22 protein-coding genes and 4 tRNA genes are annotated in these 26855 nt (G+C 63.7%); 24 read left to right on the forward strand and 2 right to left on the reverse strand.

Features of this window, described 5'->3' with window-relative positions; translation table 11 throughout:
* The first annotated feature begins 29 nt into the window (after positions 1 to 29).
* Together GEV38_RS08660 and GEV38_RS08665 are read left to right on the forward strand one after the other, a co-directional pair.
* Positions 30 to 1001, forward strand: coding sequence for a tRNA-dihydrouridine synthase (locus GEV38_RS08660; RefSeq protein ID WP_015269428.1), 972 nt, complete (start codon positions 30 to 32; stop codon positions 999 to 1001).
* 172 nt (positions 1002 to 1173) lie between these two features.
* Positions 1174 to 1617 (forward strand): Hsp20 family protein, encoded by a 444-nt coding sequence (locus GEV38_RS08665; protein ID WP_003260273.1) that lies wholly within the window; start codon positions 1174 to 1176, stop codon positions 1615 to 1617.
* A gap of 100 nt (positions 1618 to 1717) precedes the next feature.
* On the opposite strand, the gene GEV38_RS08670 is transcribed toward GEV38_RS08665, so the two are convergent.
* A complete protein-coding gene (locus GEV38_RS08670) occupies positions 1718 to 5014 on the reverse strand; it encodes a PAS domain S-box protein (RefSeq protein WP_015269429.1) in 3297 nt (1098 codons plus the stop codon).
* A 62-nt stretch (positions 5015 to 5076) separates the two neighbouring features.
* Entirely contained in the window at positions 5077 to 5955 is an 879-nt protein-coding gene (locus GEV38_RS08675; protein ID WP_173895768.1) for a LysR family transcriptional regulator, read from the reverse strand.
* Positions 5956 to 6086: 131 nt separating this feature from the next.
* Between GEV38_RS08675 and leuC the strand changes: the two genes are divergently transcribed.
* The 22 genes from leuC (at position 6087) to GEV38_RS08785 (ending at position 26697) form a co-directional block, all read left to right on the forward strand.
* A complete protein-coding gene (gene leuC, locus GEV38_RS08680; protein WP_054573330.1) occupies positions 6087 to 7520 on the forward strand; it encodes a 3-isopropylmalate dehydratase large subunit in 1434 nt (477 codons plus the stop codon).
* Positions 7517 to 8161 carry a 3-isopropylmalate dehydratase small subunit gene (gene leuD / locus GEV38_RS08685; protein ID WP_015269431.1) on the forward strand — a complete coding sequence of 215 codons (645 nt, stop codon included), beginning with the start codon at positions 7517 to 7519 and terminating at the stop codon, positions 8159 to 8161. Before leuC ends, leuD begins: the two co-directional genes overlap by 4 nt.
* A gap of 147 nt (positions 8162 to 8308) precedes the next feature.
* Positions 8309 to 9073, forward strand: coding sequence for a class I SAM-dependent methyltransferase (locus tag GEV38_RS08690; RefSeq protein WP_015269432.1), 765 nt, complete (start codon positions 8309 to 8311; stop codon positions 9071 to 9073).
* A 54-nt stretch (positions 9074 to 9127) separates the two neighbouring features.
* Positions 9128 to 10210: a 3-isopropylmalate dehydrogenase gene (gene leuB / locus GEV38_RS08695; RefSeq protein ID WP_015269433.1), complete on the forward strand. Its 1083-nt coding sequence runs from the start codon at positions 9128 to 9130 to the stop codon at positions 10208 to 10210.
* 63 nt (positions 10211 to 10273) lie between these two features.
* Positions 10274 to 11386, forward strand: a complete 1113-nt coding sequence (gene asd / locus GEV38_RS08700) for an aspartate-semialdehyde dehydrogenase (RefSeq protein ID WP_003260268.1) — start codon at positions 10274 to 10276, stop codon at positions 11384 to 11386.
* A gap of 198 nt (positions 11387 to 11584) precedes the next feature.
* On the forward strand, positions 11585 to 11851 hold the full coding sequence (locus tag GEV38_RS08705) for a hypothetical protein (RefSeq protein ID WP_173895769.1): 267 nt from the start codon (positions 11585 to 11587) through the stop codon (positions 11849 to 11851).
* Entirely contained in the window at positions 11848 to 12852 is a 1005-nt protein-coding gene (locus tag GEV38_RS08710; RefSeq protein WP_054573328.1) for an aspartate-semialdehyde dehydrogenase, read from the forward strand. The genes GEV38_RS08705 and GEV38_RS08710 overlap by 4 nt, the downstream gene beginning before the upstream one ends.
* A 71-nt stretch (positions 12853 to 12923) precedes the next feature.
* Positions 12924 to 15647 carry a FimV/HubP family polar landmark protein gene (locus GEV38_RS08715; protein ID WP_015269435.1) on the forward strand — a complete coding sequence of 908 codons (2724 nt, stop codon included), beginning with the start codon at positions 12924 to 12926 and terminating at the stop codon, positions 15645 to 15647.
* 194 nt (positions 15648 to 15841) lie between these two features.
* A complete protein-coding gene (gene truA / locus GEV38_RS08720) occupies positions 15842 to 16702 on the forward strand; it encodes a tRNA pseudouridine(38-40) synthase TruA (protein WP_025338241.1) in 861 nt (286 codons plus the stop codon).
* A 61-nt stretch (positions 16703 to 16763) separates the two neighbouring features.
* The gene (locus GEV38_RS08725) at positions 16764 to 17384 is read left to right on the forward strand and encodes a phosphoribosylanthranilate isomerase (protein ID WP_013971608.1); all 621 of its coding nucleotides are present in this window, start codon (positions 16764 to 16766) and stop codon (positions 17382 to 17384) included.
* 221 nt (positions 17385 to 17605) lie between these two features.
* On the forward strand, positions 17606 to 18499 hold the full coding sequence (accD, locus tag GEV38_RS08730) for an acetyl-CoA carboxylase, carboxyltransferase subunit beta (RefSeq protein WP_013971609.1): 894 nt from the start codon (positions 17606 to 17608) through the stop codon (positions 18497 to 18499).
* Entirely contained in the window at positions 18499 to 19806 is a 1308-nt protein-coding gene (folC, locus tag GEV38_RS08735) for a bifunctional tetrahydrofolate synthase/dihydrofolate synthase (RefSeq protein ID WP_054573327.1), read from the forward strand. The genes accD and folC overlap by 1 nt, the downstream gene beginning before the upstream one ends.
* Positions 19790 to 20455 (forward strand): SPOR domain-containing protein, encoded by a 666-nt coding sequence (locus GEV38_RS08740; RefSeq protein ID WP_015269438.1) that lies wholly within the window; start codon positions 19790 to 19792, stop codon positions 20453 to 20455. Before folC ends, GEV38_RS08740 begins: the two co-directional genes overlap by 17 nt.
* 228 nt (positions 20456 to 20683) lie before the next feature.
* On the forward strand, positions 20684 to 21241 hold the full coding sequence (locus GEV38_RS08745; RefSeq protein ID WP_013971612.1) for a CvpA family protein: 558 nt from the start codon (positions 20684 to 20686) through the stop codon (positions 21239 to 21241).
* Positions 21242 to 21283: 42 nt separating this feature from the next.
* Positions 21284 to 22789, forward strand: coding sequence for an amidophosphoribosyltransferase (gene purF / locus GEV38_RS08750; RefSeq protein WP_013971613.1), 1506 nt, complete (start codon positions 21284 to 21286; stop codon positions 22787 to 22789).
* Positions 22790 to 22805: 16 nt separating this feature from the next.
* Positions 22806 to 24017: an O-succinylhomoserine sulfhydrylase gene (locus tag GEV38_RS08755; RefSeq protein ID WP_003258500.1), complete on the forward strand. Its 1212-nt coding sequence runs from the start codon at positions 22806 to 22808 to the stop codon at positions 24015 to 24017.
* On the forward strand, positions 24014 to 24787 hold the full coding sequence (locus GEV38_RS08760; RefSeq protein WP_013971614.1) for an SDR family oxidoreductase: 774 nt from the start codon (positions 24014 to 24016) through the stop codon (positions 24785 to 24787). The genes GEV38_RS08755 and GEV38_RS08760 overlap by 4 nt, the downstream gene beginning before the upstream one ends.
* A 258-nt stretch (positions 24788 to 25045) precedes the next feature.
* A tRNA-Val gene (locus GEV38_RS08765) sits at positions 25046 to 25121 on the forward strand.
* Positions 25122 to 25187: 66 nt separating this feature from the next.
* Positions 25188 to 25264: transfer RNA gene (locus tag GEV38_RS08770), tRNA-Asp, on the forward strand.
* Between the two features lie 99 nt (positions 25265 to 25363).
* Positions 25364 to 25440: transfer RNA gene (locus tag GEV38_RS08775), tRNA-Asp, on the forward strand.
* Between the two features lie 140 nt (positions 25441 to 25580).
* A tRNA-Asp gene (locus GEV38_RS08780) sits at positions 25581 to 25657 on the forward strand.
* Positions 25658 to 25857: 200 nt separating this feature from the next.
* Positions 25858 to 26697 (forward strand): DUF2242 domain-containing protein, encoded by an 840-nt coding sequence (locus tag GEV38_RS08785; protein WP_015269439.1) that lies wholly within the window; start codon positions 25858 to 25860, stop codon positions 26695 to 26697.
* Positions 26698 to 26855 lie beyond the last annotated feature (158 nt).

Consider the following 26855-nt stretch of genomic DNA (forward strand, 5'->3'; position numbering starts at 1 on the left):
CTGCCGGCTTTTTCCGCCGAGACCCCGACATGCAAATTGCCCTGGCCCCCATGGAGGGGCTGGTCGACAACATCCTGCGCGACGTGCTGACCCGCGTGGGCGGTATCGACTGGTGCGTCACCGAGTTCATTCGCGTGTGCGACCGCCTGCTGCCGCCTTCCTCGTTCGACAAGCTGGCGCCCGAGTTGCGCAATGGCGCACGGACCGCTGCAGGGGTACCAATGCGCGTGCAGTTGTTGGGGTCGGACCCTGTGTGCCTGGCGGAAAACGCCGCGCTGGCCTGCCAGTTGGGCGCGCCGGTGATAGACCTGAACTTCGGTTGCCCGGCCAAGACCGTGAACAAGTCGCGCGGTGGAGCGGTGCTGCTCAAGGAGCCGGAGCTGCTGCACGCCATTGTGCGTGAAGTGCGCCATGCCGTGCCGGCACATATCCCGGTCACCTCGAAGATGCGCCTGGGTTTCGACAGCCCCGATGGCGCGCTGGAGTGTGCCATGGCGCTGGCCGAAGGCGGTTCGGCGCACCTGGTGGTACATGCGCGGACGAAGGTCGAGGGCTACAAGCCCCCGGCCCACTGGGAGTGGGTGGCGCGGGTGCAGGATGTGGTCAAGGTGCCAGTGTTCGCCAACGGCGAGATCTGGACCGTGGATGACTGGCGGCGCTGTCGTGAGGTCAGTGGCGCCGAAGATATCATGCTGGGCCGTGGGCTGGTTTCGCGCCCCGATCTTGGGCTGCAGATTGCCGCGGCGCGTGACGGGCGGGAGTACCAGCCGATGAGCTGGGACGACCTGCTGCCGTTGCTTCGCGAGTTCTGGCGTCAGGCCCAGGCCAAGTTGTCGCCGCGCTATGCACCGGGGCGGATGAAGCAGTGGCTGGCGATGCTGACCCGCAGTTATCCCGAAGCGGTTGTGCTGTTTGCCGAATTGCGGCGGGAAGATGACTGTGCGCGGATCAGCCGGTTGCTGGGGGTTGAGGCGGTTACCTTGGAGGCTTGTGTTGCCTGATCCGGCCCTTTCGCGGGCGTGCCCGCGAAGAGGCCATCAAATCCAGTGCAGGAATCCAGATTTTTTCTGCTCCCCCCTTGAAAGCATTTCCCCCGGCCATATCTCTTGAGTACGCGATGCCGAAGTCGGGTCGCGTAATGACTTACTTGCTGAATCTCAGGAGTTCATGACCATGACTACCGCTTTCTCTCTCGCTCCACTGTTCCGCCATTCCGTTGGTTTCGACCGTTTCAACGACCTGTTCGAATCCGCGGCACGTAACGAGGCCGGTAGCAGCTACCCGCCCTACAATGTGGAAAAGCATGGCGATGACCACTACCGTATCGTGGTTGCTGCAGCCGGTTTCCAGGAAGAGGACCTCGACCTGCAGGTTGAAAAAGGTGTCCTGACCGTGACCGGTGGCAAGCGCGACAATGGCCCTGCTGAAGTGACCTACCTGCATCAGGGTATCGCGCAGCGCGCCTTCAAGCTGTCGTTCCGCCTGGCCGACCATATTGAAGTCAAGGCCGCCGGCCTGGCCAATGGCCTGCTCAGCATCGACCTGCTGCGCATCGTGCCTGAAGAGGCCAAGGCCAAGCGCATTCCGATCAACGGCGACAAGCCAGCGCTGAACTGATCGTGTAGATGTGAAAAAGGGCACCCCTAGGGGTGCCCTTTTTTGTGGCGGCTGTCTTGCACAACATCCAGAAGCTGGCGCGATCACTGTGGGAGCGGTTTCAGTAATCCGCCGGCGCCTCCAGCAACATCTGCCGGAACTCCGGCAACGGCAGCGGCCGGCTGTGCAAGTACCCCTGGTACAGGTGGCACCCCAGCCGTTCCAGAAACTCCAGTTGTTCGGTCAGTTCCACCCCTTCGGCAATCACCGTCAACTCCAGGCTGCGAGCCATGGCGACGATAGCGCGGACGATTTCGGCGTCGTTGGGGTCTTCCGGCGCATCGCGCACGAAGGTCTGGTCGATCTTCAGCGCGTCCACTGGCAGGCGTTTCAGGTAGGTCAGCGAGGAATAACCGGTGCCGAAGTCATCCATGGCAAAGCTCACCCCGTAGCGCTTCAGCTCGCGCATCTTACTGATGGTGTCCTCCAGGTTCTGGATGACGATGCCTTCGGTAATTTCCAGCGTCAGCATTTGCCGTGGCAGGCGGTAATCGTCCAGGCTGCGCAGCACCCGCCCGACAAAGTCGTTCTGGCGGAACTGCCGTGGGCTGATGTTCACGCACAAGCTGAAATCATCGGCGTCGATCAGCCCGTCGCCGAGCATGCGTGCGCAGGCATCGCACGCTTCGTCGAGTATCCAGCTGCCAACCTCCAGGATCAGGCCGCTTTCTTCCAGCACCTGAATGAATTGCGCCGGTGGCTGCTGACCCAGTTGCGGATGATGCCAGCGCAGCAGCACCTCGGCACCGACGATGCGGTTGTCGCGCGCATCCACCTGTGGCTGGAAGTGCAGCGCCAACTCGCCGCGGGCCAGGGCCAGGCGCAGGTCGTTTTCCATGCGCAGGCGCTCGCTGGCAGCCTTCTGCATGGTGGTATGGAACAGCTGGGTGGTGTTGCGCCCGGAATCCTTGGCACGGTACAGGGCGATATCGGCACGCTTGAGCAGGTCGGCCGGGGTGGCGCCGTGGTCAGGGATCAGCGCCACGCCTATGCTGGGTGTTACCTGCAGGCGCTGGCCATCCAGCGACATCGGCTCGGCCAGCAGTTCGCGCAGGGTATCGGCCAGCCCGCGGACTTTCTCTTCGACCAGCTCGCGGCTGCCTTCCAGGCCGCTGAGCAATACCACGAACTCATCGCCACCCAGGCGCGCCACGGTGTCTTCCAGGCGCACACTGGCTTCCAGCCGCGCTGTGATGATCTTCAGCACCGTGTCGCCCACCGGGTGGCCCAGCGAGTCGTTGATGTGCTTGAAGTGGTCGAGGTCGAGGAACAGCAGGGCGCCGCGAAGGTTGTGGCGCCTGAGCAGGGCGATCTGCTGGCTCAGGCGGTCCATCAGCAGGGCGCGGTTGGGCAGGTTGGTCAGCGGGTCGTGGTAGGCCAGGTGGCGAATCTGTGCCTGGGCGTTTTTCAGCTGGCTGACATCGCGGGCGGTTACCAGCAGGCAGTCCACCTCATTGAGGGTGATCGGCTCCACCGACACTTCCACGGTGAGGATGTCGCCGCGCTTGTTGCGCCCTAGCATCTCGCGATGATGCACCCGGCCACGCTCGCGCAACTCGGCCAGCAGGGCGCTGCGCTGCTTGTCGTCGGCCCAGATGCCGATCTCGTACACCGTGCGGCCGACCACGTCGGCGGCGTTGTAGCCGGTCAGGCGGCAGAAACCGTCGTTGATTTCCAGGTAGCGACCGCTGTAGCGTTCGGTGATGGTGATGGCGTCAGGGCTGGAGTGGAAGGCCTTGGCAAACTTCTCCTCGCTGGACTTCAGCGCCGCCTCGGCGCGCTGCTGCTGGGTGATGTCGCGCAGGGTGGTAACACTGCAAGGCTGGTCATCGACGGTGATCAGGCGGCTGGAAATCACGCAGGTCAGCGGTGCCCCATTGCGGTGGTTGACCACTACGGCGACGTTGCTCAGGGCCTGCTCGCGGATTACCCGCTCGATGCGTTGCGCGCGCTCGATGGACTCCGCCCACAGGCCGATTTCCTCGGCGGTGCGGCCGATCACCTGCTCGGTGCTCCAGCCGAAGGTCTGGGTGAACGCCGGATTGATCTCGATGAACTGCCCGGTGTCCTGGCGGGTGACACAGATTGGGTCGGGGCTTACCTGGAACAGGCTGGCGAACTTCTCTTCCGAAGCGCTCAGGCGCTGTTCGCGCTCCACCTGGTCGGTGATGTCGAGCAAAGTGCCAGCCATGCGCAGCGGGTTGCCCTGCTCGTCGCGGTACAGCCGGGCGCGGCTTTCGATGTAGCGCGAGATGCCGTTTTCCAGCTGTACCCGGTAGGTGATCTGGTAGTTGCCGGCAGGTCCTTCGCGCAGGCTGCGGTAGGCCTGGCGCATCGAATTGCGCTCTTGCTCCGGGACCCCTTCGAAAAACGCGTCGAACGATTCGTGAAACGGGATGGGCGGCAGGCCGTGCAGCTGCGCGGCGCGCGCCGAACCGTAGAGCATGCCGCTGGGAATATGCCAGTCCCAGGTGCCCAGCTGTGCCGAATCCAGGGCCAGGTCCAGGCGCTCCTGGCTGTCCTTCAAGGCCTGCTCGGCACGTTTGCGCTCGGTGGTGTCGATAAAGGTGCTGAGCAGGAAGGTTCCGCCCTCCAGTTCGATGCCCTGGGTACAGAGGATGCCGTCATGTACCTTGCCGCTGGTAGCGCGGAACTGGACTTCCATTATCAAAGGGCCAGTGTTGCCACGGGTCGACTCCAGCAACTGGTGGCGCTGTTCGGGGTTTGCCCACAGGCCAAGCTCCAGGCTGGTCTTGCCGATCACCTGGCTACCGGGCCAGCCGAACATGTCTTCGAAGTGCTGGTTGACCTCGAAGATCATGCCGTCGTGGCGTCGGGTGAGCAAAATGGCATTGGGGCTGAGGTGGAACAGGGTGGCGAAGCGTTTTTCCGAATTGATCAACGCCGTTTCCCGCTCGCGCTGGCGGGTGATTTCACGGATCACCCCGATCATCTGCGGCCGGCCGTTCGGGTCGTGGGTCAGGCTGCCGTTGATCTCCAGCCAGTGCAGGCTGCCGTCCGGCCAGCGGATGCGGTGGCGCATGGCCTGCTCCACCGGTTCGCCGTTGAACACTGCCTGGAACACCTGGCGTGTGCGCGCACGGTCTTCCTCCGGCAGCAGGTCGAGGTAGTCGATATCTGCGGGGAGCGGGCGCTGCGGGTCGAAGCCGAACAGAGCCTGGGTGCCCCGTGACCAGCTCACCCGGCCGCTGTCGATATCCCATAGCCAGGCTCCCAGCCGTGCGCCGTTGAGTGCGGCCAGCAACTGTGGGGCGTTCTGCCAGGCCTGTTCCGACTCCTGAGGGTCGGCCGCTGGTATGCGCGGCAGGCGCAAAAAGCGATTCGCTGATTTGGGCATCGGTACCAGACCTTTGGCGTATGACGCGTCCTTGGAGGTGGCAATACCGGGCTGACGACCGGTCAGGCGGGCCCTGCGTGGCTGTCGAGCAGGGCCATGAATGCCCTGGCCGCGTTCGAAAGCGTACGCTCCGTGTGCAAAATGTAGCCTAGCTGGCGAGACAGCTGTATGCCCGGCAAGGCGATGGGTGCAACCTGTTCGTCGAGCATGGTGCGCGGCAGCACGCTCCAGGCCAGGCCGATGGACACCATCATCTTGATGGTTTCCAGATAGTTGGTACTCATGGCGATGTTCGGCGTCAGGCCCTGGCTTTCGAACAGGCGCTGAACAATGTGGTGGGTAAAAGTGTTGCCGCCCGGGAACACGGCCGGGTGGCGGGCGACGTCGGCCAGGCTGACCGTGTTGTTGTTGGCCAGCGGGTGCTCGGGAGCGGCGACGAAGTCCAGGGCGTCGTCCCATACCGGCACGGCCTTGACCAGGTGGTGCGGCTCGGGTGCCAAGGTGATAACGGCAATCTCCGCGCGGCCATGGAGGATTTCGTCGTAGGCCGCTTCCGAATCCATGAACTGAATATCCAGCGCCACTGCAGGGTATTCCCGGGTGAAGGTCCGCAGCAGCGGGGGTAGGCGGTGCAAGCCGATATGGTGGCTGGTGGCAAGGGTCAGCCGACCACTCACTTCCCCGGTCAAATTGGTCAGCGCGCGCCGGGTATCATCGAGGACGTTGAGGATCTGGTAGGCGCGGGGAAGCAGGGCGCGGCCCGCCTCGGTCAGGGTCACCTCGCGGCCCAGCCGGTCGAACAGGCGCACATCCAGTTGCTGTTCCAGTCCGGCGATGCGTTTGCTGACGGCCGGTTGAGTCAGGAACAGGCGGTCGGCCGCCCCGGAAAAACTACCGGTTTCGGCAATTGCGATGAAGGCGCTAAGGTTGGCCAGATCCATGGGGTCGCATTCCTGTTGGTTATCCAAAGCATAAAAATTATGAATTTGAGTTATTCAATCTAACCCCCTAGCATCGACCGCACAAGCCAAGGGGTCTTTGGCATAGAAAGACGCTGATGAGGAACAGTCTGATGGCTGGCAAAACGCTCTACGACAAACTCTGGGAAGCCCATGAGGTCAAGCGCCGTGATGACGGCTCGTCCTTGATCTACATCGACCGTCACATCATCCACGAAGTGACGTCGCCCCAGGCCTTCGAAGGCCTGCGCCTGGCCAACCGCAAACCTTGGCGCATCGACGCCAACATCGCCACGCCTGACCACAACGTGCCGACCACGCCAGAGCGCAAGGGCGGTATCGAGGCCATCGTCGACCAGGTGTCGCGCCTGCAGGTGCAGACCCTCGACGAGAACTGTGACGAATATGGCATCGTCGAATTCAAGATGAATGACGAGCGTCAAGGCATCGTCCACGTCATCAGCCCGGAGCAGGGTGCCACCTTGCCTGGCATGACTGTGGTCTGCGGTGACTCGCACACCTCCACCCACGGCGCCTTCGGTGCCCTGGCCCACGGCATCGGCACCTCCGAAGTGGAGCACGTGCTTGCTACCCAGTGCCTGGTCGCCAAGAAAATGAAGAACATGCTGGTGCGCGTGGAAGGCCAGTTGCCTGCCGGCGTAACCGCCAAGGACATCGTCCTGGCCGTGATCGGCAAGATCGGTACCGCCGGTGGTAACGGCCACGCCATGGAATTTGCTGGCAGCGCCATCCGCGAATTGTCGATGGAAGGCCGCATGACCATCTGCAACATGTCCATCGAAGCCGGTGCCCGCGTAGGCCTGGTGGCGGTGGACGACACCACTGTTGCCTATGTCGAAGGCCGCCCGTACGCGCCGAAGGGCGAGCAGTGGAAGCAGGCGGTCGAAGCCTGGAAAGGCCTGGTCTCCGACGCTGACGCGGTGTTCGACACCCTGGTCGAGCTCGACGCTGCGCAAATCAAGCCGCAGGTCAGCTGGGGCACTTCGCCGGAGATGGTCCTCGCTGTCGACCAGCGCGTGCCGGACCCGGCTGCCGAGCCTGACCTGATCAAACGTGGTTCGATCGAGCGTGCCCTCAAGTACATGGGCCTCGCCGCCAACCAGGCGATCACCGATATCAAGCTCGACCGCGTGTTCATCGGTTCGTGCACCAACTCGCGTATCGAAGACCTGCGCGCTGCCGCCGAAATCGCCAAGGGCCGCAAGGTCGCTGCCAACGTCAAGCAGGCGCTGGTGGTGCCGGGCTCGGGCCTGGTCAAGGCCCAGGCCGAGCGCGAAGGCCTGGACAAGATCTTCCTCGAGGCCGGTTTCGAATGGCGTGAGCCAGGCTGCTCGATGTGCCTGGCGATGAACCCGGACCGCCTGGAGAGCGGCGAGCATTGCGCGTCTACCTCCAACCGCAACTTCGAAGGCCGTCAGGGGGCCGGTGGCCGCACCCACTTGGTCAGCCCGGCCATGGCCGCCGCCGCCGCGGTGACCGGCCACTTCATCGATGTCCGCGAGTTGATCCAAGGGAGCGCAGCATGAAAGCCTTTACCCAGCACACTGGCCTCGTCGCGCCGTTGGACCGTGCCAACGTCGACACCGACCAGATCATCCCCAAGCAGTTTTTGAAGTCGATCAAGCGCACCGGCTTCGGCCCCAACCTGTTCGACGAGTGGCGTTACCTGGACGTGGGCCAGCCTTACCAGGACAACAGCAAGCGCCCGCTGAACAAGGAGTTCGTGCTCAACCACGAACGCTACCAGGGTGCCAGCGTATTGCTGGCGCGGGAGAACTTCGGTTGCGGCTCCAGCCGTGAGCACGCCCCATGGGCGCTGGACGAGTACGGCTTCCGCAGCGTGATCGCGCCGAGCTTTGCCGACATCTTCTTCAACAACAGCTTCAAGAACGGCTTGCTGCCGATCATCCTCAGCGACGAGGAAGTCGACGAGCTGTTCAAGCAGGTCGAAGCCATCCCGGGCTATCAGCTGACCATCGACCTGCAGGCGCAGGCGGTGACCCGTCCGGATGGCAAGGTGCTGCACTTCGAGATCGATGCGTTTCGCAAGCACTGCCTGCTCAACGGCCTCGACGACATCGGCCTGACCCTGCAGGACAGCGATGCGATCAAGGCCTTCGAGGGCAAGCACCGCGCCGGGCAGCCTTGGCTGTTCCGTGATGCCTGAATGATGTAGTTGGGTTTGCTGGCCTCATCGCCGGCAAGCCAGCTCCCACAGGAACTCCACAGGTCTGAAGACTGTGGGTTCTCTGTGGGAGCTGGCTTGCCGGCGATAGGGTCAGTAGAGACAACCCAAAACCAAAAGGATCGAGACATGACCAGCACCCAGCACACCGATGTGGTGCAACGCCAGTTCGGCGAACAGGCCAGCGCCTACCTCAGCAGCGCCGTGCACGCCCAAGGCAGTGAATTCGGCCTGCTGCAAGACGCGCTGGCAGGGCGGGGCCATGCCCGCGTGCTCGACCTTGGCTGCGGTGCCGGTCATGTCAGTTTCCACGTCGCCCCTCTGGTTGCCGAAGTGGTCGCCTACGACCTCTCGCAAGCCATGCTCGACGTGGTCGCCAGTGCCGCCGCCGAGCGCGGCCTGGCCAATATCACCACCGAACGCGGTGCCGCCGAACGCCTGCCGTTCGCCGACGCCTCGTTCGACTTCGTCTTCAGCCGCTACTCGGCACACCACTGGAGCGACCTGGGGCTGGCCCTGCGCGAAGTGCGCCGAGTGCTCAAGCCGGGTGGCGTGGCGGCGTTCATCGACGTCATGTCGCCGGGCAGCCCGCTGCTCGACACCTACCTGCAAACGGTCGAAGTACTGCGCGACACCAGCCACGTGCGCGATTATTCCGCTGCCGAATGGCAACGCCAGGTCAGCGAGGCTGGCCTGCATGTACGCAGCCACACCCGCCAGCCGCTGCGCCTGGAGTTTTCCAGCTGGGTCGAGCGCATGCGCACCCCCGAGCCAATGCGCGTGGCAATTCGCCAATTGCAGCAAGCGATGGGCGAAGAAGTACGGCAGTATTACCAGATCGAGGCCGATGGTTCGTTCAGCACCGATGTGCTGGTGTTGTGGGCCGAGCGTTAAGAACTTTTCGGTGGGGCCCGCTTGGCCGCGCCGCGTGAATGGATAGAGGAAAGCATGAGCAAGCAGATTCTGATTCTCCCAGGTGACGGTATCGGCCCGGAAATCATGGCCGAGGCGGTCAAGGTGCTGGAGCTGGCCAACGACAAGTTCCAGCTCGGTTTCAACCTGGAGCACGACGTGATCGGTGGCGCCGCCATCGACAAGCACGGTGTGCCGCTGGCCGACGAGACCCTGGAACGTGCGCGCAAGGCCGATGCCGTGCTGTTGGGCGCCGTGGGCGGGCCGAAGTGGGACAAGATCGAACGGGACATCCGTCCCGAGCGCGGTCTGCTGAAAATCCGTTCGCAACTGGGCCTGTTCGCCAACCTGCGCCCGGCCATCCTCTACCCGCAACTGGCCGATGCCTCGTCGCTCAAGCCAGAGATCGTTTCCGGCCTGGACATCCTCATCGTCCGTGAGCTGACCGGCGGTATCTACTTCGGTGCCCCGCGTGGCCAGCGCGAGCTGGAAGGCGGCGAGCGCCAGGCCTACGACACGCTGCCGTACAGCGAAAGCGAAGTGCGCCGCATTGCCCGTGTCGGCTTCGACATGGCCCGCGTGCGTGGCAAGAAGCTGTGCTCGGTGGACAAGGCCAACGTCCTGGCTTCCAGCCAGCTGTGGCGTGAAGTGGTCGAGGACGTGGCCAAGGACTACCCGGATGTTGAACTGAGCCACATGTACGTCGACAACGCCGCCATGCAGCTGGTGCGTGCGCCCAAGCAGTTCGATGTGATGGTGACCGACAACATGTTCGGTGACATTCTGTCGGATGAAGCTTCCATGCTGACCGGTTCCATCGGCATGCTGCCTTCGGCGTCGCTGGATGCCGACAACAAGGGCATGTACGAGCCGTGCCACGGCTCGGCGCCGGACATCGCAGGCCTTGGCATCGCCAACCCGCTGGCGACCATCCTGTCGGTGTCGATGATGCTGCGTTACAGCTTCAATCAGTCGGCTGCCGCCGAGGCGATCGAGAAGGCCGTGAGCCTGGTCCTGGACCAGGGCCTGCGCACCGGCGACATCTTCTCGGAAGGCTGCCGCAAAGTTGGTACGCAGGAAATGGGCGACGCAGTAGTCGCAGCGCTGCGGAATCTGTAATCTCTCTGGCCCGCCACCCAAAATTCCCGGTGGCGGCCCACTTTTAGCAAAGGTGTAGTTGCGATGAAACGTGTAGGTCTGATCGGTTGGCGCGGTATGGTCGGTTCCGTGCTCATGCAGCGGATGCTGGAGGAGCAGGATTTCGACCTCATCGAGCCGGTGTTCTTCACCACCTCCAATGTTGGCGGCCAAGGCCCGAACGTGGGCAAGGATACAGCACCGCTCAAGGATGCTTATTCGATCGAAGAACTCAAGACCCTCGACGTTATCCTGACCTGCCAGGGCGGCGACTACACCAACGAGGTCTTCCCCAAGCTGCGTGAAGCCGGCTGGCAGGGTTACTGGATCGACGCCGCCTCGTCCCTGCGCATGCAGGATGACGCGGTGATCATCCTCGACCCGGTCAACCGCAAGGTCATCGACCAGCAGCTGGACGCGGGTACCAAGAACTACATCGGCGGCAATTGCACCGTCAGCCTGATGCTGATGGGCCTGGGTGGCCTGTTCGAAGCCGGCCTGGTCGAGTGGATGAGCGCCATGACCTACCAGGCGGCCTCGGGTGCCGGTGCGCAGAACATGCGCGAGCTGATCAAGCAGATGGGTGCTACCCATGCTGCCGTCGCCGATGACCTGGCCAACCCGGCCAGCGCCATCCTCGACATCGACCGCAAGGTTGCCGAGACCATGCGCAGCGAAGCGTTCCCGACCGAGAACTTCGGCGTGCCACTGGCTGGCAGCCTGATCCCGTGGATCGACAAGGAACTGCCGAACGGTCAGAGCCGTGAAGAGTGGAAGGCCCAGGCCGAGACCAACAAGATCCTCGGCCGCTTCAAGAGCCCGATCCCGGTCGACGGCATCTGCGTGCGCATCGGCGCCATGCGTTGCCACAGCCAGGCGCTGACCATCAAGCTGAACAAGGACGTGCCGCTGGCCGACATCGAAGGCATGATCAGCCAGCACAACCCTTGGGTGAAGCTGGTACCTAACCAGCGTGAAATCAGCATGCAGGAGCTGAGCCCGACCAAGGTTACCGGCACCCTGAACATCCCGGTTGGCCGCCTGCGCAAGCTGAACATGGGGTCCCAGTACCTGGGCGCGTTCACCGTAGGTGACCAGCTGCTGTGGGGCGCGGCCGAGCCGCTGCGCCGCATGCTGCGGATTCTGCTGGAGCGTTGATCGCTCCGGCCTGACCGAAAACCCGCGCTGGCGACAGCGCGGGTTTTTTTATTTCCGATCCATCCCGGCCGGCCCGGCTCTTCTCTGCTTTCGCTTTCGCTTTTGCTTTTGCTTCTAGGCGCGCGATAGTTCAGGCGCCGCCGATTGCGACTTCAGGAGGCCGAGCGAAGGGATTGCGGAGGGAGGTGACGGGCATCCATGCCCGTCACCTCCCTCCGCAATCCCTTCGCTCGGCCTCCTGAAGTCGCGAAGATCAAGATCAAGATCAAGATCAAGATCAAGATCAAGATCAAGATCAAGATCAAGATCAAGATCAAGAGCAAGAGCAAGAGCAAGAGCAAGAGCAAGAGCAAGAGCAAGAGCAAGAGCAGCGCAACTCTAGGTTTGGGCCAGCACAGACAAAACTCTACAATCCGAGTAAAGTGCCGCCCCCCGCCGTTTTCAGCAAAAGGATCCCTTCCATGACACACCCTTTGGACATCGCCGTCGTCGGCGCCACCGGCAGCGTCGGTGAAGCCCTGGTGCAGATCCTCGAAGAGCTGGATTTCCCGGTCGCCACCCTGCACCTGCTAGCCAGCATGGAATCGGCGGGCAGTAGCGTGATGTTCGCCGGCAAGAAGCTGAAGGTACGTGAGGTGGACAGCTTCGACTTTGCCCAGGTCAAGCTGGCCTTTTTCGCCGCAGGCGCCGCAGTCAGCCGAAGCTTTGCCAGCAAGGCGCTGCAGGCAGGCTGCACGGTCATCGACCTGTCCGCTGGTCTGGACGACGCCCTGGCTCTGGTGCCCGAAGCCAACGCCGAACGCCTGATTGACCTGGCATTGCCCGCGCGCATCGTCAGCCCGTGCTCGGCCGCGGTTGCCCTGGCCGTTGCTCTGGCACCGCTCAAGCGCCTGCTGGATATCGAGCGGGTGCAGGTGATGGCCGCGCTGGCGGTGTCCGCACAAGGTCGGGAAGCTGTCAACGAACTCGCCCGGCAAACTGCCGAGCTGCTCAATGCCCGGCCCCTGGAGCCGCGCTTCTTCGATCGCCAGGTGGCGTTCAACATGTTGGCCCAGGTCGGTGCCGCCGATGAGCAAGGCCACACCGCCCTGGAGCGCCGCCTGGTCGGTGAGCTGCGTGTGCTGCTGGGCCTGCCTGAACTGAAGATTTCCGTGAGCTGCGTTCAAGTCCCGGTATTTTTCGGCGATAGCTTCAGTGTGGCGGTACAGAGCCGTCGCCCGGTCGACCTGGAGGCGGTCAACCAGGCCCTCGAGGCGGCTGACAGCGTCGAACTGGTGGAGCGCGACGATTATCCGACTCCGGTAGGCGACGCAGTAGGCCAGGACGTGGTCTATGTTGGTCGTGTAAGGCATGGTGTTGATGAAGACCAGCAGCTCAACCTCTGGCTGACCACCGACAACGTGCGCAAAGGCGCCGCGCTCAATGCTGTGCAAGTGGCGCAATTGTTGATTAAACACATGCTGTAAAAGATACTGGCGAGCACTATTGTCCTGCTCTGCATGCAGGTTTCAGGACGCTTCATACAAGGGAAGAGGTCATGCTTCGAATTCGCAAACTGGTTCTGGCCATGGCTGCAGCATCGGCGCTGTCGTCGGGCATGGCGAATGCCCTGGGCCTGGGGGAACTGACCCTCAAATCGGCACAGAACCAGCCCCTGGACGCCGAGATCGAACTGCTCGACGTGCGCGACCTCACCGCTGCCGAAGTGGCACCGAGCCTGGCGCCGCCGGAAGATTTCAGCAAGGCCGGGGTGGCATTCCCAACCTACCTCGAAGACCTAACCTTCACGCCGGTGATCAACCCCAACGGCAAGAGCGTGCTGCGTGTTACCTCCAGCCAGCCGCTGCCGGAACCGGTGGTAAAGTTCCTGGTCCAGGTGATGTGGCCGCAGGGCCGCCTGCTGCGTGACTACAGCGTGCTGCTCGACCAGGCCAAGGCCCAGGGCGACAAGCCTGCGGCAGGCAATGTCGCGCCAGCGGTGACCGCTGCCGGCAGCTATACCACCCAGCGCCGGGACACCCTGTGGCAGATTGCCGCGCGCAATACCCAGGGCGGCTCGATCCAGCAGACCATGATCGCGATCCAGGCCCTGAACCCGGACGCTTTCATCGGCAACAACATCAACCAGCTGAAGGTTGGCCAGGTGTTGCGCCTGCCCGACCAGCAGCAGATCCAGAACATCCCGCAGAGCGAGGCGACCGCCGAGGTGGCCGAGCAGTATGCTGCCTGGCGTGAAGGTCGTCGCCTGGGCCCGCGTGCCCGCCAGCTGGACGCCACTCGCCGCGGTACCGCCGAGGCAGCTCCGGCGCGTATCGCCCAGGGCGACAACCTGCGCCTGGTCAGCCCGGGCAACCAGGCCGGTGCCGACCAGGCCAAGGCCCTCAATGACAAGCTGGCGGTGGCCCAGGAAAGCCTGGACACCAGTCGTCGCGACAACGAAGAGCTCAAGAGCCGCATGGCCGACCTGCAGAGCCAGCTGGACAAGCTGCAGCGTCTGATCGAGTTGAAGAACAACCAGCTGGCCCGCCTTGAAGCCCAGGGGGCGGCTGCACCGGCCGAACCGGTCGCCAAGCCTGCGCCTGCCGCCGTCGATACCGCACCCAAGCCGGTGCCCGCCGCCGAGGCCGCACCTGCCGGTCAGCCTGACAGCGTGATCGACGAAATCATGGGCAACCCGCTGCTGCTCGGGCTGATTTCCGGTAGCGCCTTCCTCGTACTGCTGCTTCTGCTGCTGTTGCTGGCGCGCAAGCGCAAGGCCCAGCAGGAGGCTGAAAAGCACCTGCGCATGGCGCGGGCGCTGGAAGAAGAGCAGGGCGCAGGCTTTGACAGCGATAGCGCAAGCTTCGATGGCGTAGAAGTCTCGGCGCCGAGCGTAACCCTGTCGCCGGCCGTGGTCGCCGCTTCGGCTGCCGCCGCCACCGCCGCGGAAAAAACGGCGGCACCCGCTGTCGAAGCGCAACCTGAACCGCAAGCCGACCCCCACGCCGCTTTGCTGGCGGAAGTCGAGCAGTGCGTGGCCGAAGGCCGCCTGAACCGCGCTACCGACCTGTTGGAACCTGCCGTGGCCGCCGCGCCGCAGCGTGACGACCTGCGCCTGAAACTGATGGATGTGTACGCCCGCCAGGGTGACCAGAGCGCGTTCGTCGAGCAGGAGCGCAAGTTGCCGGCCAGTGAGCAGAACAGTGCAGCGGTTGCCGGGTTGAAAGAGCGCTACCCGGCCATGCTCGGCCTGGCTGCTGCCGGCCTGGGCGCGGCGGCCCTGGCTGCCGAGATGGATGAGCAGTACGTGCAGGAGCTGTTGCAGGATCAGCCTGATACGCCAGTGGTTGCCGATGTAGCGCCGGAGGAAGTGCCGGCGGTCGAGCCAGAGGTGGCGATTGAACCAGAGGCCGTTGCTCTGGCGGAACCTGAAGCAGCGCTCGAACCCGAAGTTGACCTGGATGCTGAGCTGGATGCCTTCGATGAAGTGCCGACCCTCGATGCGCCGGGCCTGGACGAGCAGGACCTGGACAGTGCCTTCGACCTGAGCCTGGGTGACGACCTGCCCGAGCAAGACCCGCTGGCAGCGCCGCTGCTGGACGAATCTGTGGCCCAGCAACCTGTAGTCGAAGAGCCGGTACTGGATGAACCCGTGCTGGAATCGGCTCAGCCCGAAGACGAGCCGTTTGCGGTGGACGCCGAGCTACAGGCCGACGCTGACGCCGAATTCGAGGCCATGCTGGCGCAGGCCGAGCCACAGCCCGCTGTGGACCTGTCCGACTTCGACCTCGACATCAGCGAGCCGGTTGCCCCGGCAGCCCCGGCTGCGGTCGACGAAACCCCGGTGGATGTCGCCGCCGAGTTGGCTGCCTTCGACAGCGAGCCAGCGTTCGACCCGCTTTCCGAGTTCGATCTGCCATCCGACTTCGATCTTTCGCTGTCGCTGGAAGACGATTCGCCGGCAGCCAAGAGCTTTACCTCGGAGCTGGACGACGTCAACGCTGAGCTGGACAAGCTGTCGCAGAGCCTCGAGTCGCCGTCGCTGGAGCCGCATTTCACCAGCGAGGATGCGGCTGCCCAGCCCGAGCCCGAGCCACTGGACGACCTGGACTTCGACTTCTTCTCCGGAAGCGACGAAGTGGCCACAAAGCTTGACCTGGCCCGCGCCTATATCGACATGGGCGACAACCAGGGCGCACGCGACATTCTCGATGAAGTGGTCAAGGATGGCGACGACAGCCAGCGTCAGGAGGCCGAGGACATGCTCTCCCGGCTGGTCTGAGGTTGCCTGCTCCGGCCTCTTCGCGGGTAAACCCGCTCCCACAGGTTCATCACAGGTCCGAATTCTGTGCGGGCCCTGTGGGAGCGGGTTTACCCGCGAAGAGGCCCTGAAAGGCAGTGCATATTCAACGGCAGCCCTACACGGCTGCCGTTGTCGTTATAATCCCCGCCATTCCGTACACCCCCACAGGTTTCATGCTCTTGGACATCATCGACACCGCCGCCGCCGAGTCCGCGGCCGAAGGCTACTCCCGCATCGCCCTGGGCGTGGAATACAAAGGCGCGCGCTACCGTGGCTGGCAGCGCCAGGCCAGTGGCGTGCCCAGTGTCCAGCAGGCCCTGGAGCAGGCGCTGTCCAAGGTGGCCAACGAGCCCATCTCGGTAATCTGCGCCGGGCGCACCGACGCCGGTGTGCATGGCTGCGGGCAGATCGTGCACTTCGACACCCGCGCCGTGCGCGATGAGCGCGCCTGGACCATGGGCACCAACTTCAACCTGCCCCATGACATCAGCGTGGTCTGGTCGCGGCCGATGCCGGCCGACTTCCATGCCCGCTTCAAGGCCTGCGCCCGGCGTTACCGCTACGTCATCTACAACGACCCGATCCGCCCGGCCCATCTGGCCGAGGAAGTCACCTGGAACCACCGCCCGCTGGATGTCGAACGCATGGCCGAAGCCGCGCAGTACCTGCTTGGTACCCATGACTTCAGTGCCTTCCGCGCCAGCCAGTGCCAGGCCAAGTCGCCGATCAAGCACATCTACCATCTGCGCGTCACCCGCCATGGCCAGATGATCGTGCTGGACGTGCGCGCCACGGCTTTCCTGCACCACATGGTGCGTAACATTGCCGGTGTACTGATGACCATCGGTGCCGGAGAGCGCCCGGTCACCTGGGCGCGTGAGGTGCTGGAAGGGCGCAACCGCCGCGAAGGTGGGGTCACGGCGCACCCATACGGCCTCTACCTGGTGCAGGTGGAGTACCCCGAGGAGTACGCGCTGCCCAAGCGTTACATCGGTCCACACTTTTTGACCGGTTACGAAGCATTGGCAGACTGACGGGCGAAAAGTCATTTGCTAACATCCGGCCTTTCACCGTAACAAGCAGGGTTCGCTGTCCATGAGCAATGTTCGCAGCAAGATCTGCGGGATTACCCGCATCGAAGACGCACTGGCCGCTGCCGAAGCGGGGGCCGATGCCATCGGCTTCGTCTTCTATGCCAAGAGCCCGCGCGCCGTGGACGTGCGCCAGGCGCGGGCGATCATTGCCGAGCTGCCGCCGTTCGTGACCACGGTCGGTTTGTTCGTCAATGCTTCGCGCTGCGAGCTGAACGAGATCCTCGAAGTGGTTCCGCTGGACCTGCTACAGTTCCACGGCGACGAAACCCCACAGGACTGCGAAGGCTACCACCGCCCCTGGATCAAGGCCCTGCGCGTACGCCCGGGCGACGATCTGGAGGCGGCCTGCCGGCTTTACGCTGGTGCCCGCGGCATTCTGCTGGACACCTACGTGCCGGGCGTACCCGGAGGCACCGGTGAAGCATTCGACTGGTCGCTGGTACCTGCGCGCCTGAGCAAGCCGATCATTCTGGCGGGCGGGCTGTCTGCCGACAACGTCGGCCAGGCCATCGCCCAGGTGCGGCCGTACGCGGTGGATGTCAGTGGCGGCGTGGAGCAAGCCAAGGGCATCAAGGATGCGGCGAAGATCGAGGCCTTCATGCGTGCGGTGAAACAGGCGTGATGGCAGATGTGACGGCTGGCTGCGCGCCATCGTCCATAGCTTTCGCAGCCCTGTGGGGCAGCCGCCTGCGCCTGTGGCGGCAACACAACACATTAGCGGTGGGGTGGCGCGCTGGTAGTCCCGGCGGCCGGTCCATCATCGTTTCATAAAGATTTTGAGCTCAAGGGCAGGGTAGGGCCGGCGACACCGGACCACGCCTGCCAATACTGGAGAAAGAAAGCATGAGCAACTGGTTAGTCGACAAACTGATCCCTTCGATCATGCGTTCCGAGGTGAAGAAGAGCTCGGTGCCTGAAGGCCTGTGGCACAAATGCCCGGCCTGCGAGGCCGTGCTGTATCGTCCGGAGCTGGAAAAGACCCTGGATGTCTGCCCCAAGTGCAACCACCACATGCGCATCGGCGCACGTGCGCGCATCGACATCTTCCTCGACGCCGATGGCCGTGCCGAACTGGGCGCCGACCTGGAGCCGGTCGATCGCCTGAAGTTCCGTGATGGCAAGAAGTACAAGGACCGCCTGGCTGGCGCGCAGAAGCAAACCGGCGAGAAGGACGCCCTGATCTCCATGAGCGGCACCCTGATGGGCATGCCGATCGTGGTCAGCGCCTTCGAGTTCTCGTTCATGGGCGGCTCCATGGGTGCCATCGTCGGCGAGCGCTTCGTGCGCGCGGCCAACTATGCCCTGGAGCACCGCTGCCCGATGGTCTGCTTCTCCGCCTCGGGCGGTGCACGCATGCAGGAAGCGCTGATCTCGCTGATGCAGATGGCCAAGACCTCGGCCGTGCTGGCGCGCCTGCGCGAAGAAGGCATCCCGTTCATCTCGGTACTGACCGACCCTGTGTACGGTGGTGTCTCCGCCAGCCTGGCCATGCTCGGTGACGTGATCGTCGGCGAGCCGAAGGCACTGATCGGCTTCGCCGGCCCGCGCGTGATCGAGCAGACCGTGCGCGAGAAGCTGCCGGAAGGCTTCCAGCGCAGTGAGTTCCTGCTGGAGCACGGCGCCATCGACCTGATCATCTCTCGTGGCGAGCTGCGCCCGCGTCTGGCCCGCCTGCTGGCGCAGATGACTGGCCAGGAAACCCCGGAGCAAGCGCGTGAGGCGGCTGCCGTCGCGTGATGAAACAACGATCCCTGGGCGAATGGCTCGCCTACCTCGAGCAGTTGCACCCCTCGGCCATCGACATGGGCCTGGAGCGGTCGCAGAAGGTGCTTGCCCGGCTGGCGCTAGGCAAGCTGGCGCCACGTGTGGTGACGGTGACCGGCACCAACGGCAAGGGCTCGACCTGTGCCTTCGTGGCCTCGCTGCTGCGTGCCCAGGGGTTGAAGGTTGGCGTGTACAGCTCGCCGCACCTGTTGCGTTACAACGAGCGGGTGCTGATCGATGGCCAAGAGGCCAGCGATGAGCGCCTGTGCGAAGCCTTCGCCGCCGTCGAGGCGGCGCGGGGCGAAATTTCCCTGACCTACTTCGAGATGGGCACTCTGGCCGCGTTCTGGTTGTTCTACCAGTCGCAGCTGGATGCCGTGGTACTGGAGGTGGGGCTTGGTGGCCGCCTGGACACCGTGAACGTGGTGGATGCCGACCTGGCCCTGGTGACCAGCATCGGCGTCGATCATGTCGATTACCTGGGTGATACCCGCGAGCTGGTGGCCTTCGAGAAGGCAGGCATCTTCCGTCAGGGCAAGCCGGCACTGTGCGGTGACCTGGATCCGCCTCAGCCGCTGCTGGACAAGGCCGCCGAACTGGCTGCGCCGATGTTCCTGCGTGGTCGTGACTTCGACCTGGCCATTGCCGATGGCAGCTGGAACTGGCGGGGTACTGCGGCTGATGGAGCGCCGGTAGAGCTGCTTGGCCTGCCTTTGCTCGACCTGCCCATGGAAAACGCCACGCTGGCCCTGCAGGCCTACCTGCTGATGGGGCTGCCCTGGGACGCCGGCCAGATTCGCCAGGCGCTGCTGGATACCCGAATCACGGGTCGCCTCGACCGTCGCCAGCTGAGCTGGCAGGGCAAGCCGGTGGAACTGTTGCTGGATGTCGGGCACAACCCGCACGCCGCGGAGTACCTGGCCCGGCGCCTGGCGGCCCGGCCGCTGAAGGGGCGCCGCCTGGCGGTGTTCGGCCTGCTCGCCGACAAGGACCTGGACGGTGTTGTCGCGCCGCTGCAGGGGCTGGTCGACGACTGGGCAGTGGCGCCACTGGATACCCCGCGCAGCCGCCCGGCTGCGGAGCTGGCCACGGCCTTGACGAACGTCGGCGCCGCGGTGAAGTCTTATGCCAGCGTCGATGCTGCCCTTGAAGGGCAATGCGCGCAGGCAACGGCGGATGACCAGATCTTGCTGTTCGGTTCGTTTTTCTGTGTTGCCCAGGCACTGGAATGGCTGGAGCGGCACGCCCAGGAGGGTGGAGTAGATGGCAGTGCTGGATAAAGGGATGAAACAGCGCATGGTGGGTGCGTTGGTGCTGGTGGCGCTGGCGGTGATTTTCCTGCCGATGCTGTTCACCCGCGAGGACGAGATGCGTCAGGTGCGCGTCGATGCCCCGCAGGCGCCGGCCATGCCAAGCCTGCCGGAAGTGAAGGTGGAGCCGGTCGCCGTGCCGGAGCCGCAGGCCATTGCGCAAGAGCCGCAACAGCCACCGGTGGTGGTGGACGAGTCCACCGCGCCGGCGAGCACGCCCAGCCAGCCGATTGCACCGTCACCGCAGACCCAGCCTCAAGTGCAGGTGCAGCCCCAGCCTCAGCCTGCCAAGCCGCAGGCGCCTGTGGCCAAGGTCGAGCCTCAGCCGGCAGCCAAGCCGGCCGCGCCGACGGCGCCATCGAAGATCGACGTCAATGGCCTGCCGGTCAGCTGGTCGATCCAGTTGGCCAGCCTGTCCAACCGTGCCGGGGCCGAAAAGCTGCAGCAAACCTTGCGTAGCCAGGGTTACAACGCCTATATCCGCTCGGCGGGTGGCATGAACCGCGTGTACGTGGGGCCGCTGATCGAGCGGGCCGAGGCCGAGCGCGTGCGCGACGCCATCAACCGCCAGAACAGCCTCAAGGGCTTCGTGGTGCGCTTCCAGCCTGAGCGCAGCTGAGTCTGGCTGACTCGGACCCTTGTAGGAGCGGCCTTGTGTCGCGATCGGGCCGCATGGCGGCCCCGGCGATTTTGGCTGTGTCCGAGACCCTTGGGGCCGCTGTGCGGCCCGATCGCGACACAAGGCCGCTCCTACAGAAGTGCGCATGCTAATCCACCCGACATTCCGCTTACTCCCAGCCCGCCGCTCTGTTAAAATGCGCCGCCTCAAACGTCTGCAGGCAGCACCGTGGCATTTACCTTGGTTGATTGGGCGATCATCGCGATCATCGCCGTCTCCACACTGATCAGTCTCAAGCGCGGCTTCGTCAAGGAAGCCTTGTCCTTGCTCATCTGGATCATTGCCGGTGCGGTTGCCTGGATGTTCGGCGGTTCGCTCTCGGTGTATCTTGAAAGCTACATCCAGACGCCGTCGATGCGCGTCATCGCCGGCTGCGCCATTCTTTTCGTCGCCACCTTGCTGGTGGGGGCCATGATCAACTTCCTCATCGGCGAGCTGATTCGCGTGACCGGGCTGTCCGGCACCGATCGTTTCCTGGGCATGGCCTTCGGCGCCGCGCGCGGGGCCTTGCTGGTGGTGGTGGCCATCGGGCTGATCAGCCTGGGGCCGGTTCAACAAGACACCTGGTGGCAGGAATCACGCCTGATACCACAATTTCTCTTGGTTGCCGACTGGTCGAAAAACCTGATCCTGGGTTTTACCGGCCAGTGGACACCCAGTGGGCTGATCGGCACTCCAGCTGATCTTCCGTTCAAGGAACAGTTGCTCGGGCCGGCAAAGCCCTGAGCACTATTCACTCAAGTTTCGTCAAAGTAGGGGTTGCGTCGCATGTGTGGCATCGTCGGTATCGTCGGTAAGTCGAACGTCAATCAGGCGCTGTATGACGCGCTTACGGTCCTCCAGCACCGCGGCCAGGACGCTGCCGGTATCGTGACCAGCCATGACGGCCGGTTGTTCCTGCGCAAGGATAATGGCCTGGTGCGCGACGTGTTCCAGCAGCGCCACATGCAGCGCCTGGTCGGCAGCATCGGTATCGGCCACGTGCGCTACCCGACGGCGGGCAGCTCGACCTCTGCCGAGGCGCAGCCGTTCTACGTCAACTCGCCGTATGGCATCACCCTGGCACACAACGGCAACCTGACCAACGTCGAGCAGCTGGCCAAGGAGATCTACGAGTCCGACCTGCGCCACGTCAACACCAACTCCGACTCGGAAGTACTTCTGAACGTGTTCGCCCATGAGCTGGCGGTGCGTGGCAAGCTGCAGCCGACCGAAGAAGACGTGTTCGCCGCGGTTTCCCACGTGCACAGCCGCTGCGTTGGCGGTTACGCCGTGGTGGCGATGATCACCGGCTACGGCATCGTCGGCTTCCGCGACCCCAACGGCATCCGCCCGGTGGTGTTCGGCCAGCGTCACACCGACGAAGGCGTGGAATACATGATTGCTTCGGAAAGCGTGGCCCTGGACGTCCTCGGCTTCACCCTGATCCGCGACCTGGCGCCGGGCGAAGCGGTGTACATCACCGAAGAAGGCCAGTTGTACACCAAGCAGTGCGCCGAAGCACCAAAGCTGCAGCCGTGCATCTTCGAGCATGTCTACCTGGCCCGTCCGGACTCGATCATGGATGGTGTGTCGGTGTACAAGGCCCGTCTGCGCATGGGTGAAAAACTGGCCGACAAGATCATGCGCGAACGTCCCGAGCATGACATCGACGTGGTCATCCCGATCCCGGACACCAGCCGCACCGCGGCCCTGGAGCTGGCCAACCGTCTGGGCGTGAAGTTCCGCGAAGGTTTCGTCAAGAACCGCTACATCGGCCGTACCTTCATCATGCCAGGCCAGGCCGCGCGCAAGAAATCGGTACGCCAGAAGCTCAATGCCATCGAACTGGAGTTCCGCGGCAAGAACGTGATGCTGGTGGACGACTCGATCGTGCGCGGCACCACCTGCAAGCAGATCATCCAGATGGCCCGTGAAGCCGGCGCCAAGAACGTCTACTTCTGCTCCGCAGCTCCTGCCGTGCGCTACCCCAACGTCTACGGCATCGACATGCCGAGTGTTCACGAACTGATCGCCCACAACCGTACCACCGAACAGGTGGCCGAGTTGATTGGCGCCGACTGGCTGGTCTACCAGGACCTGCCGGACCTGATCGACTCGGTCGGTGGCGGCAAGATCAAGATCGATCAGTTCGATTGTGCCGTGTTCAACGGTGAGTATGTCACTGGCGATATCGACGAAGCCTACCTCGACCGCATCGAGCAGGCTCGTAACGACCTGGCCAAGGCCAAGAACCAGGCGGTCAGTGCGATCATCGACCTCTACAACAACTGATTTCGGGAGCGACGGCATGACGGATCAATGGGATGCCGGACGACTGGACAGTGACCTCGAGGGTGTCGGTTTCGACACCCTGGCGGTGCGCGCTGGTCAAAACCGTACACCGGAGGCCGAGCACAGCGAAGCGCTGTTCCTGACCTCCAGCTATGTGTTCCGCACGGCTGCCGATGCGGCCGCACGCTTTGCCGGCGAAACGCCGGGGAACGTCTATTCGCGCTACACCAATCCGTCGGTGCGTGCCTTCGAGGAGCGCCTGGCGGCCATGGAAGGCGCGGAGCAGGCTGTGGGCACCTCCACCGGCATGGCGGCGATCCTCGCCGTGGTGATGTCGCTGTGCAGTGCCGGTGACCATGTGCTGGTGTCGCAGAGTGTGTTCGGCTCGACCATCAGCCTGTTCGAGAAGTACTTCAAGCGCTTTGGCGTGCAGGTGGACTACGTGCCGCTGGTCGACCTCGCCGGCTGGGAAAAGGCCATCAAGGCCAATACCAAGCTGCTGATCGTCGAATCGCCGTCCAACCCGCTGGCAGAGCTGGTCGATATCACCGCGCTCAGCGAAATCGCCCATGCCCACGGCGCCATGCTGGTGGTGGACAACTGCTTCAGCACCCCGGCGCTGCAGCAGCCGCTGAAGCTGGGTGCCGACATCGTGTTCCACTCGGCCACCAAGTTCATCGACGGCCAGGGCCGCTGCATGGGTGGCGTGGTTGCCGGCCGTGCCGAGCAGATGAAAGAAGTGGTGGGCTTCCTGCGTACCGCAGGCCCCACCCTCAGCCCGTTCAACGCCTGGATCTTCACCAAGGGCCTGGAAACCCTGCGCCTGCGCATGCGTGCGCACTGCGAAAGCGCCCAACTGCTGGCCGAATGGCTGGAGCAGCAGGAGGGCGTGGAGAAGGTGCATTACGCCGGCCTGCCGAGCCACCCGCAGCACGAACTGGCCAAGCGCCAGATGAGTGGCTTCGGTGCGGTGGTCAGCTTCGAGGTGAAGGGTGGCAAAGAAGGCGCCTGGCGCTTCATCGACGCTACCCGGGTGATTTCCATCACCACCAACCTGGGTGACAGCAAGACCACCATCGCCCACCCGGCCACCACCTCCCACGGTCGCCTGACGCCGCAGGAGCGTGAAGCCGCGGGTATCCGCGACAGCCTGATCCGGGTTGCCGTGGGCCTGGAAGATGTGGCCGACCTGCAGGCCGACCTGGCGCGCGGGTTGGCGGCACTGTGATTGAAATCCGCGGCGGTACGCCCGGCCATAACGGCCGGGTAGCCCTGGTGACCGGTGCCGCACGCGGCATCGGCCTGGGTATTGCCGCCTGGTTGATCTGCGAAGGCTGGCAGGTGGTGCTCAGCGACCTTGACCGCCAGCGCGGCGCAAAGGCGGCCAAGGCGCTGGGTGACAATGCCTGGTTCATCACCATGGACGTTGCCGACGAGGCCCAGGTCAGCGCCGGGGTGTCGGAGGTGCTGGGGCAGTTTGGTCGCCTGGACGCGCTGGTGTGCAATGCGGCCATCGCCAACCCGCACAACCAGACCCTGGAAAGCCTGAGCCTGGCGCAGTGGAACCGGGTGCTGGCGGTCAACCTCAACGGCCCGATGCTGCTGGCCAAGCATTGTGCGCCGTACCTGCGTGCGCACAATGGGGCGATCGTCAATCTCACGTCCACCCGGGCGCGGCAATCCGAACCCGATACCGAGGCCTACGCAGCGAGCAAGGGCGGGCTGGTGGCCTTGACCCATGCCTTGGCCATGAGCCTGGGCCCGGAGATTCGCGTCAATGCGGTGAGCCCGGGCTGGATCGATGCCCGTGATCCGTCGCAGCGCCGTGCCGAGCCGTTGACCGAGGCGGACCATGCCCAGCACCCGACGGGCAGGGTAGGGACGGTGGAAGACGTGGCGGCCATGGTTGCCTGGCTGTTGTCTCGGCAAGCGGCGTTCGTCACCGGCCAGGAGTTCGTGGTCGATGGCGGCATGACCCGCAAGATGATCTACACCTGAGCATTCTGCATATCCTGTACCGGCCTCTTCGCGGGCACGCCCGCTCCCACAGGTATTTCTCACATGTCAGCATCTGTGGAGATCCTGTGGGAGCGGGCGTGCCCGCGAAGAGGCCAGTACAGGCTATCGACAGCCGCAGACAGGTAAACCGCTTTTTGCTCCTTTCTGAAAAAAATTCAATGGGGCTATTGACTTAGCTTCGCCACCTGCGTAAATTTCGCGGCCTCAGCGAAGCAAACGCAACAAGCAACATCGCGAGGGTGATTAGCTCAGCCGGGAGAGCATCTGCCTTACAAGCAGAGGGTCGGCGGTTCGATCCCGTCATCACCCACCACTTCCTGAGATGTTCCTGGTGCTTCAGGTTTCGCAAGAAACCGATAGCCAGAGAGGAACGCACTGCGCAGCGGTAGTTCAGTCGGTTAGAATACCGGCCTGTCACGCCGGGGGTCGCGGGTTCGAGTCCCGTCCGCTGCGCCATTTTTCAGTATCAGATGGGTGCCTGGCACCGGTCTGAAGCCACAAGGTAAACGCCTTAGGCTGATCCCAGTTTCAATCGGGCGAAAGCCTGAACGATACGCAGCGGTAGTTCAGTCGGTTAGAATACCGGCCTGTCACGCCGGGGGTCGCGGGTTCGAGTCCCGTCCGCTGCGCCATCTTCGTTTCAAGGTCCTTGAACACCTTGAAGCAAACACAAAAGAAGCGATCACGTCATCGCTTTTTTTGTGCCTGTCCTGAGGCCATCACGCCGGAAGGGTAGACCCAGGTTTCAATCGGGCGCAAGCCTGAATGATACGCAGCGGTAGTTCAGTCGGTTAGAATACCGGCCTGTCACGCCGGGGGTCGCGGGTTCGAGTCCCGTCCGCTGCGCCATCTTCGCTTCGAGGCCCCTTGAACGTCTCGAAGCAACGAGAAAGCGACCTTAGGGTCGCTTTTTTCGTTTCTGCGTCTGGCAATTGCCGCCCTTGACCCAGATTTACACGAACCTGACAGACTCTTCACCGATCAGCGGTTCCTGTGCCTGCCTGCTGTGTTGCACAATAGGCACCTTCTTGACTTACCCGGAATTCGCAATGACCAGATCTTCCGTCTTTGGTGCGCTCGGGCTGGCCCTGGTGCTGGCGGGCGTGACCGGTTGTTCCTCGAAAAAAGCCGCCGTCTACGAGCACGAGAACTTCGATGACTCGGGCACCTTCTCGCGCAGCTTCCCGGTGAGCGATGCCGGCTCCTGCGAGGCCGCCCGACGCGCCTTGCTCAGCCAGGGTTACATCATCACCAGCAGCGGCGCCAACCAGGTGGTGGGCAACAAGAGCTTCCAGCAGAACAGCGAGAACCACCTGCAGATCAGTTTCAACGTCACCTGTGCGCCGGATGTAAGCGACGAGCAGCGTTCGACCATGTTCGCCAACGCCTTGCAGGACCGCTACGCGCTGAAAAAGTCCAACACCTCCGCCAGCCTGGGGGTTGGTGTACTGGGGTCGGTATCGATGCCGATCGGCTCCAGCGACGACTCGATGGTCAAGGTGGCCAGCGAGACTGTGACAGCGGCGCAGTTCTATGATCGCTATTTCGCCTTGGTTGAGAGCTACTTGCCAAAGCCCAAGGCTAGGCAGGAGAGCAAGGCCAAGGTCGAGGAGCCCGCACCGCAGGTCGACGCGCCAGCGGCTGCCTTGGGGCTGCCGGAGCCGGCCGCCGCAGCGCCGGTGGCACCGGCCCCGGTTGCTGAGCCTTTGGTTGATGCGGCGCCAGCCCCGGCCCCTGTAGCCCCGGCCAGCGAGGCGGTAGCAGCGCCGGTGCTGGATGACAGCCAGGGCTCGCAGCCAGTGGCACCGCCGGCTGAGGCTGCGCCTATTGAAGTACAACAGCAAGCACAGCCTGCCGAGGCCGCTGAGCCCGCGTCCCCCGCCCTCTGATGGCTTGCCTGTAGGGGTAAACCCGCTCCCACAGGTACTACGCAGTTCTCAACATCTGCGCAGTACCGCCATGGGGCAAAATCCTCCGTGCCCATGAACTTGGCCCTGTGCTGTGCAACTGCCCCGGTGCGAACAGCTTACGGAGGTCCCCAAGGCGC

The organism is Pseudomonas sp. 13159349 (assembly GCF_013305685.1).
Classification (GTDB): domain Bacteria; phylum Pseudomonadota; class Gammaproteobacteria; order Pseudomonadales; family Pseudomonadaceae; genus Aquipseudomonas; species Aquipseudomonas asiatica.

Bases quoted from the DNA above. Each gene is read 5' to 3' on its own strand.
- GEV38_RS08660 (WP_015269428.1), top strand. From the start codon at position 30: ATGCAAATTGCCCTGGCCCCCATGGAGGGGCTGGTCGACAACATCCTG.
- GEV38_RS08665 (WP_003260273.1), top strand. From the start codon at position 1,174: ATGACTACCGCTTTCTCTCTCGCTCCACTGTTCCGCCATTCCGTTGGT.
- GEV38_RS08670 (WP_015269429.1), bottom strand. From the start codon at position 5,014: ATGCCCAAATCAGCGAATCGCTTTTTGCGCCTGCCGCGCATACCAGCG.
- GEV38_RS08675 (WP_173895768.1), bottom strand. From the start codon at position 5,955: ATGGATCTGGCCAACCTTAGCGCCTTCATCGCAATTGCCGAAACCGGT.
- leuC (WP_054573330.1), top strand. From the start codon at position 6,087: ATGGCTGGCAAAACGCTCTACGACAAACTCTGGGAAGCCCATGAGGTC.
- leuD (WP_015269431.1), top strand. From the start codon at position 7,517: ATGAAAGCCTTTACCCAGCACACTGGCCTCGTCGCGCCGTTGGACCGT.
- GEV38_RS08690 (WP_015269432.1), top strand. From the start codon at position 8,309: ATGACCAGCACCCAGCACACCGATGTGGTGCAACGCCAGTTCGGCGAA.
- leuB (WP_015269433.1), top strand. From the start codon at position 9,128: ATGAGCAAGCAGATTCTGATTCTCCCAGGTGACGGTATCGGCCCGGAA.
- asd (WP_003260268.1), top strand. From the start codon at position 10,274: ATGAAACGTGTAGGTCTGATCGGTTGGCGCGGTATGGTCGGTTCCGTG.
- GEV38_RS08705 (WP_173895769.1), top strand. From the start codon at position 11,585: ATGCCCGTCACCTCCCTCCGCAATCCCTTCGCTCGGCCTCCTGAAGTC.
- GEV38_RS08710 (WP_054573328.1), top strand. From the start codon at position 11,848: ATGACACACCCTTTGGACATCGCCGTCGTCGGCGCCACCGGCAGCGTC.
- GEV38_RS08715 (WP_015269435.1), top strand. From the start codon at position 12,924: ATGCTTCGAATTCGCAAACTGGTTCTGGCCATGGCTGCAGCATCGGCG.
- truA (WP_025338241.1), top strand. From the start codon at position 15,842: ATGCTCTTGGACATCATCGACACCGCCGCCGCCGAGTCCGCGGCCGAA.
- GEV38_RS08725 (WP_013971608.1), top strand. From the start codon at position 16,764: ATGAGCAATGTTCGCAGCAAGATCTGCGGGATTACCCGCATCGAAGAC.
- accD (WP_013971609.1), top strand. From the start codon at position 17,606: ATGAGCAACTGGTTAGTCGACAAACTGATCCCTTCGATCATGCGTTCC.
- folC (WP_054573327.1), top strand. From the start codon at position 18,499: ATGAAACAACGATCCCTGGGCGAATGGCTCGCCTACCTCGAGCAGTTG.
- GEV38_RS08740 (WP_015269438.1), top strand. From the start codon at position 19,790: ATGGCAGTGCTGGATAAAGGGATGAAACAGCGCATGGTGGGTGCGTTG.
- purF (WP_013971613.1), top strand. From the start codon at position 21,284: ATGTGTGGCATCGTCGGTATCGTCGGTAAGTCGAACGTCAATCAGGCG.
- GEV38_RS08755 (WP_003258500.1), top strand. From the start codon at position 22,806: ATGACGGATCAATGGGATGCCGGACGACTGGACAGTGACCTCGAGGGT.
- GEV38_RS08785 (WP_015269439.1), top strand. From the start codon at position 25,858: ATGACCAGATCTTCCGTCTTTGGTGCGCTCGGGCTGGCCCTGGTGCTG.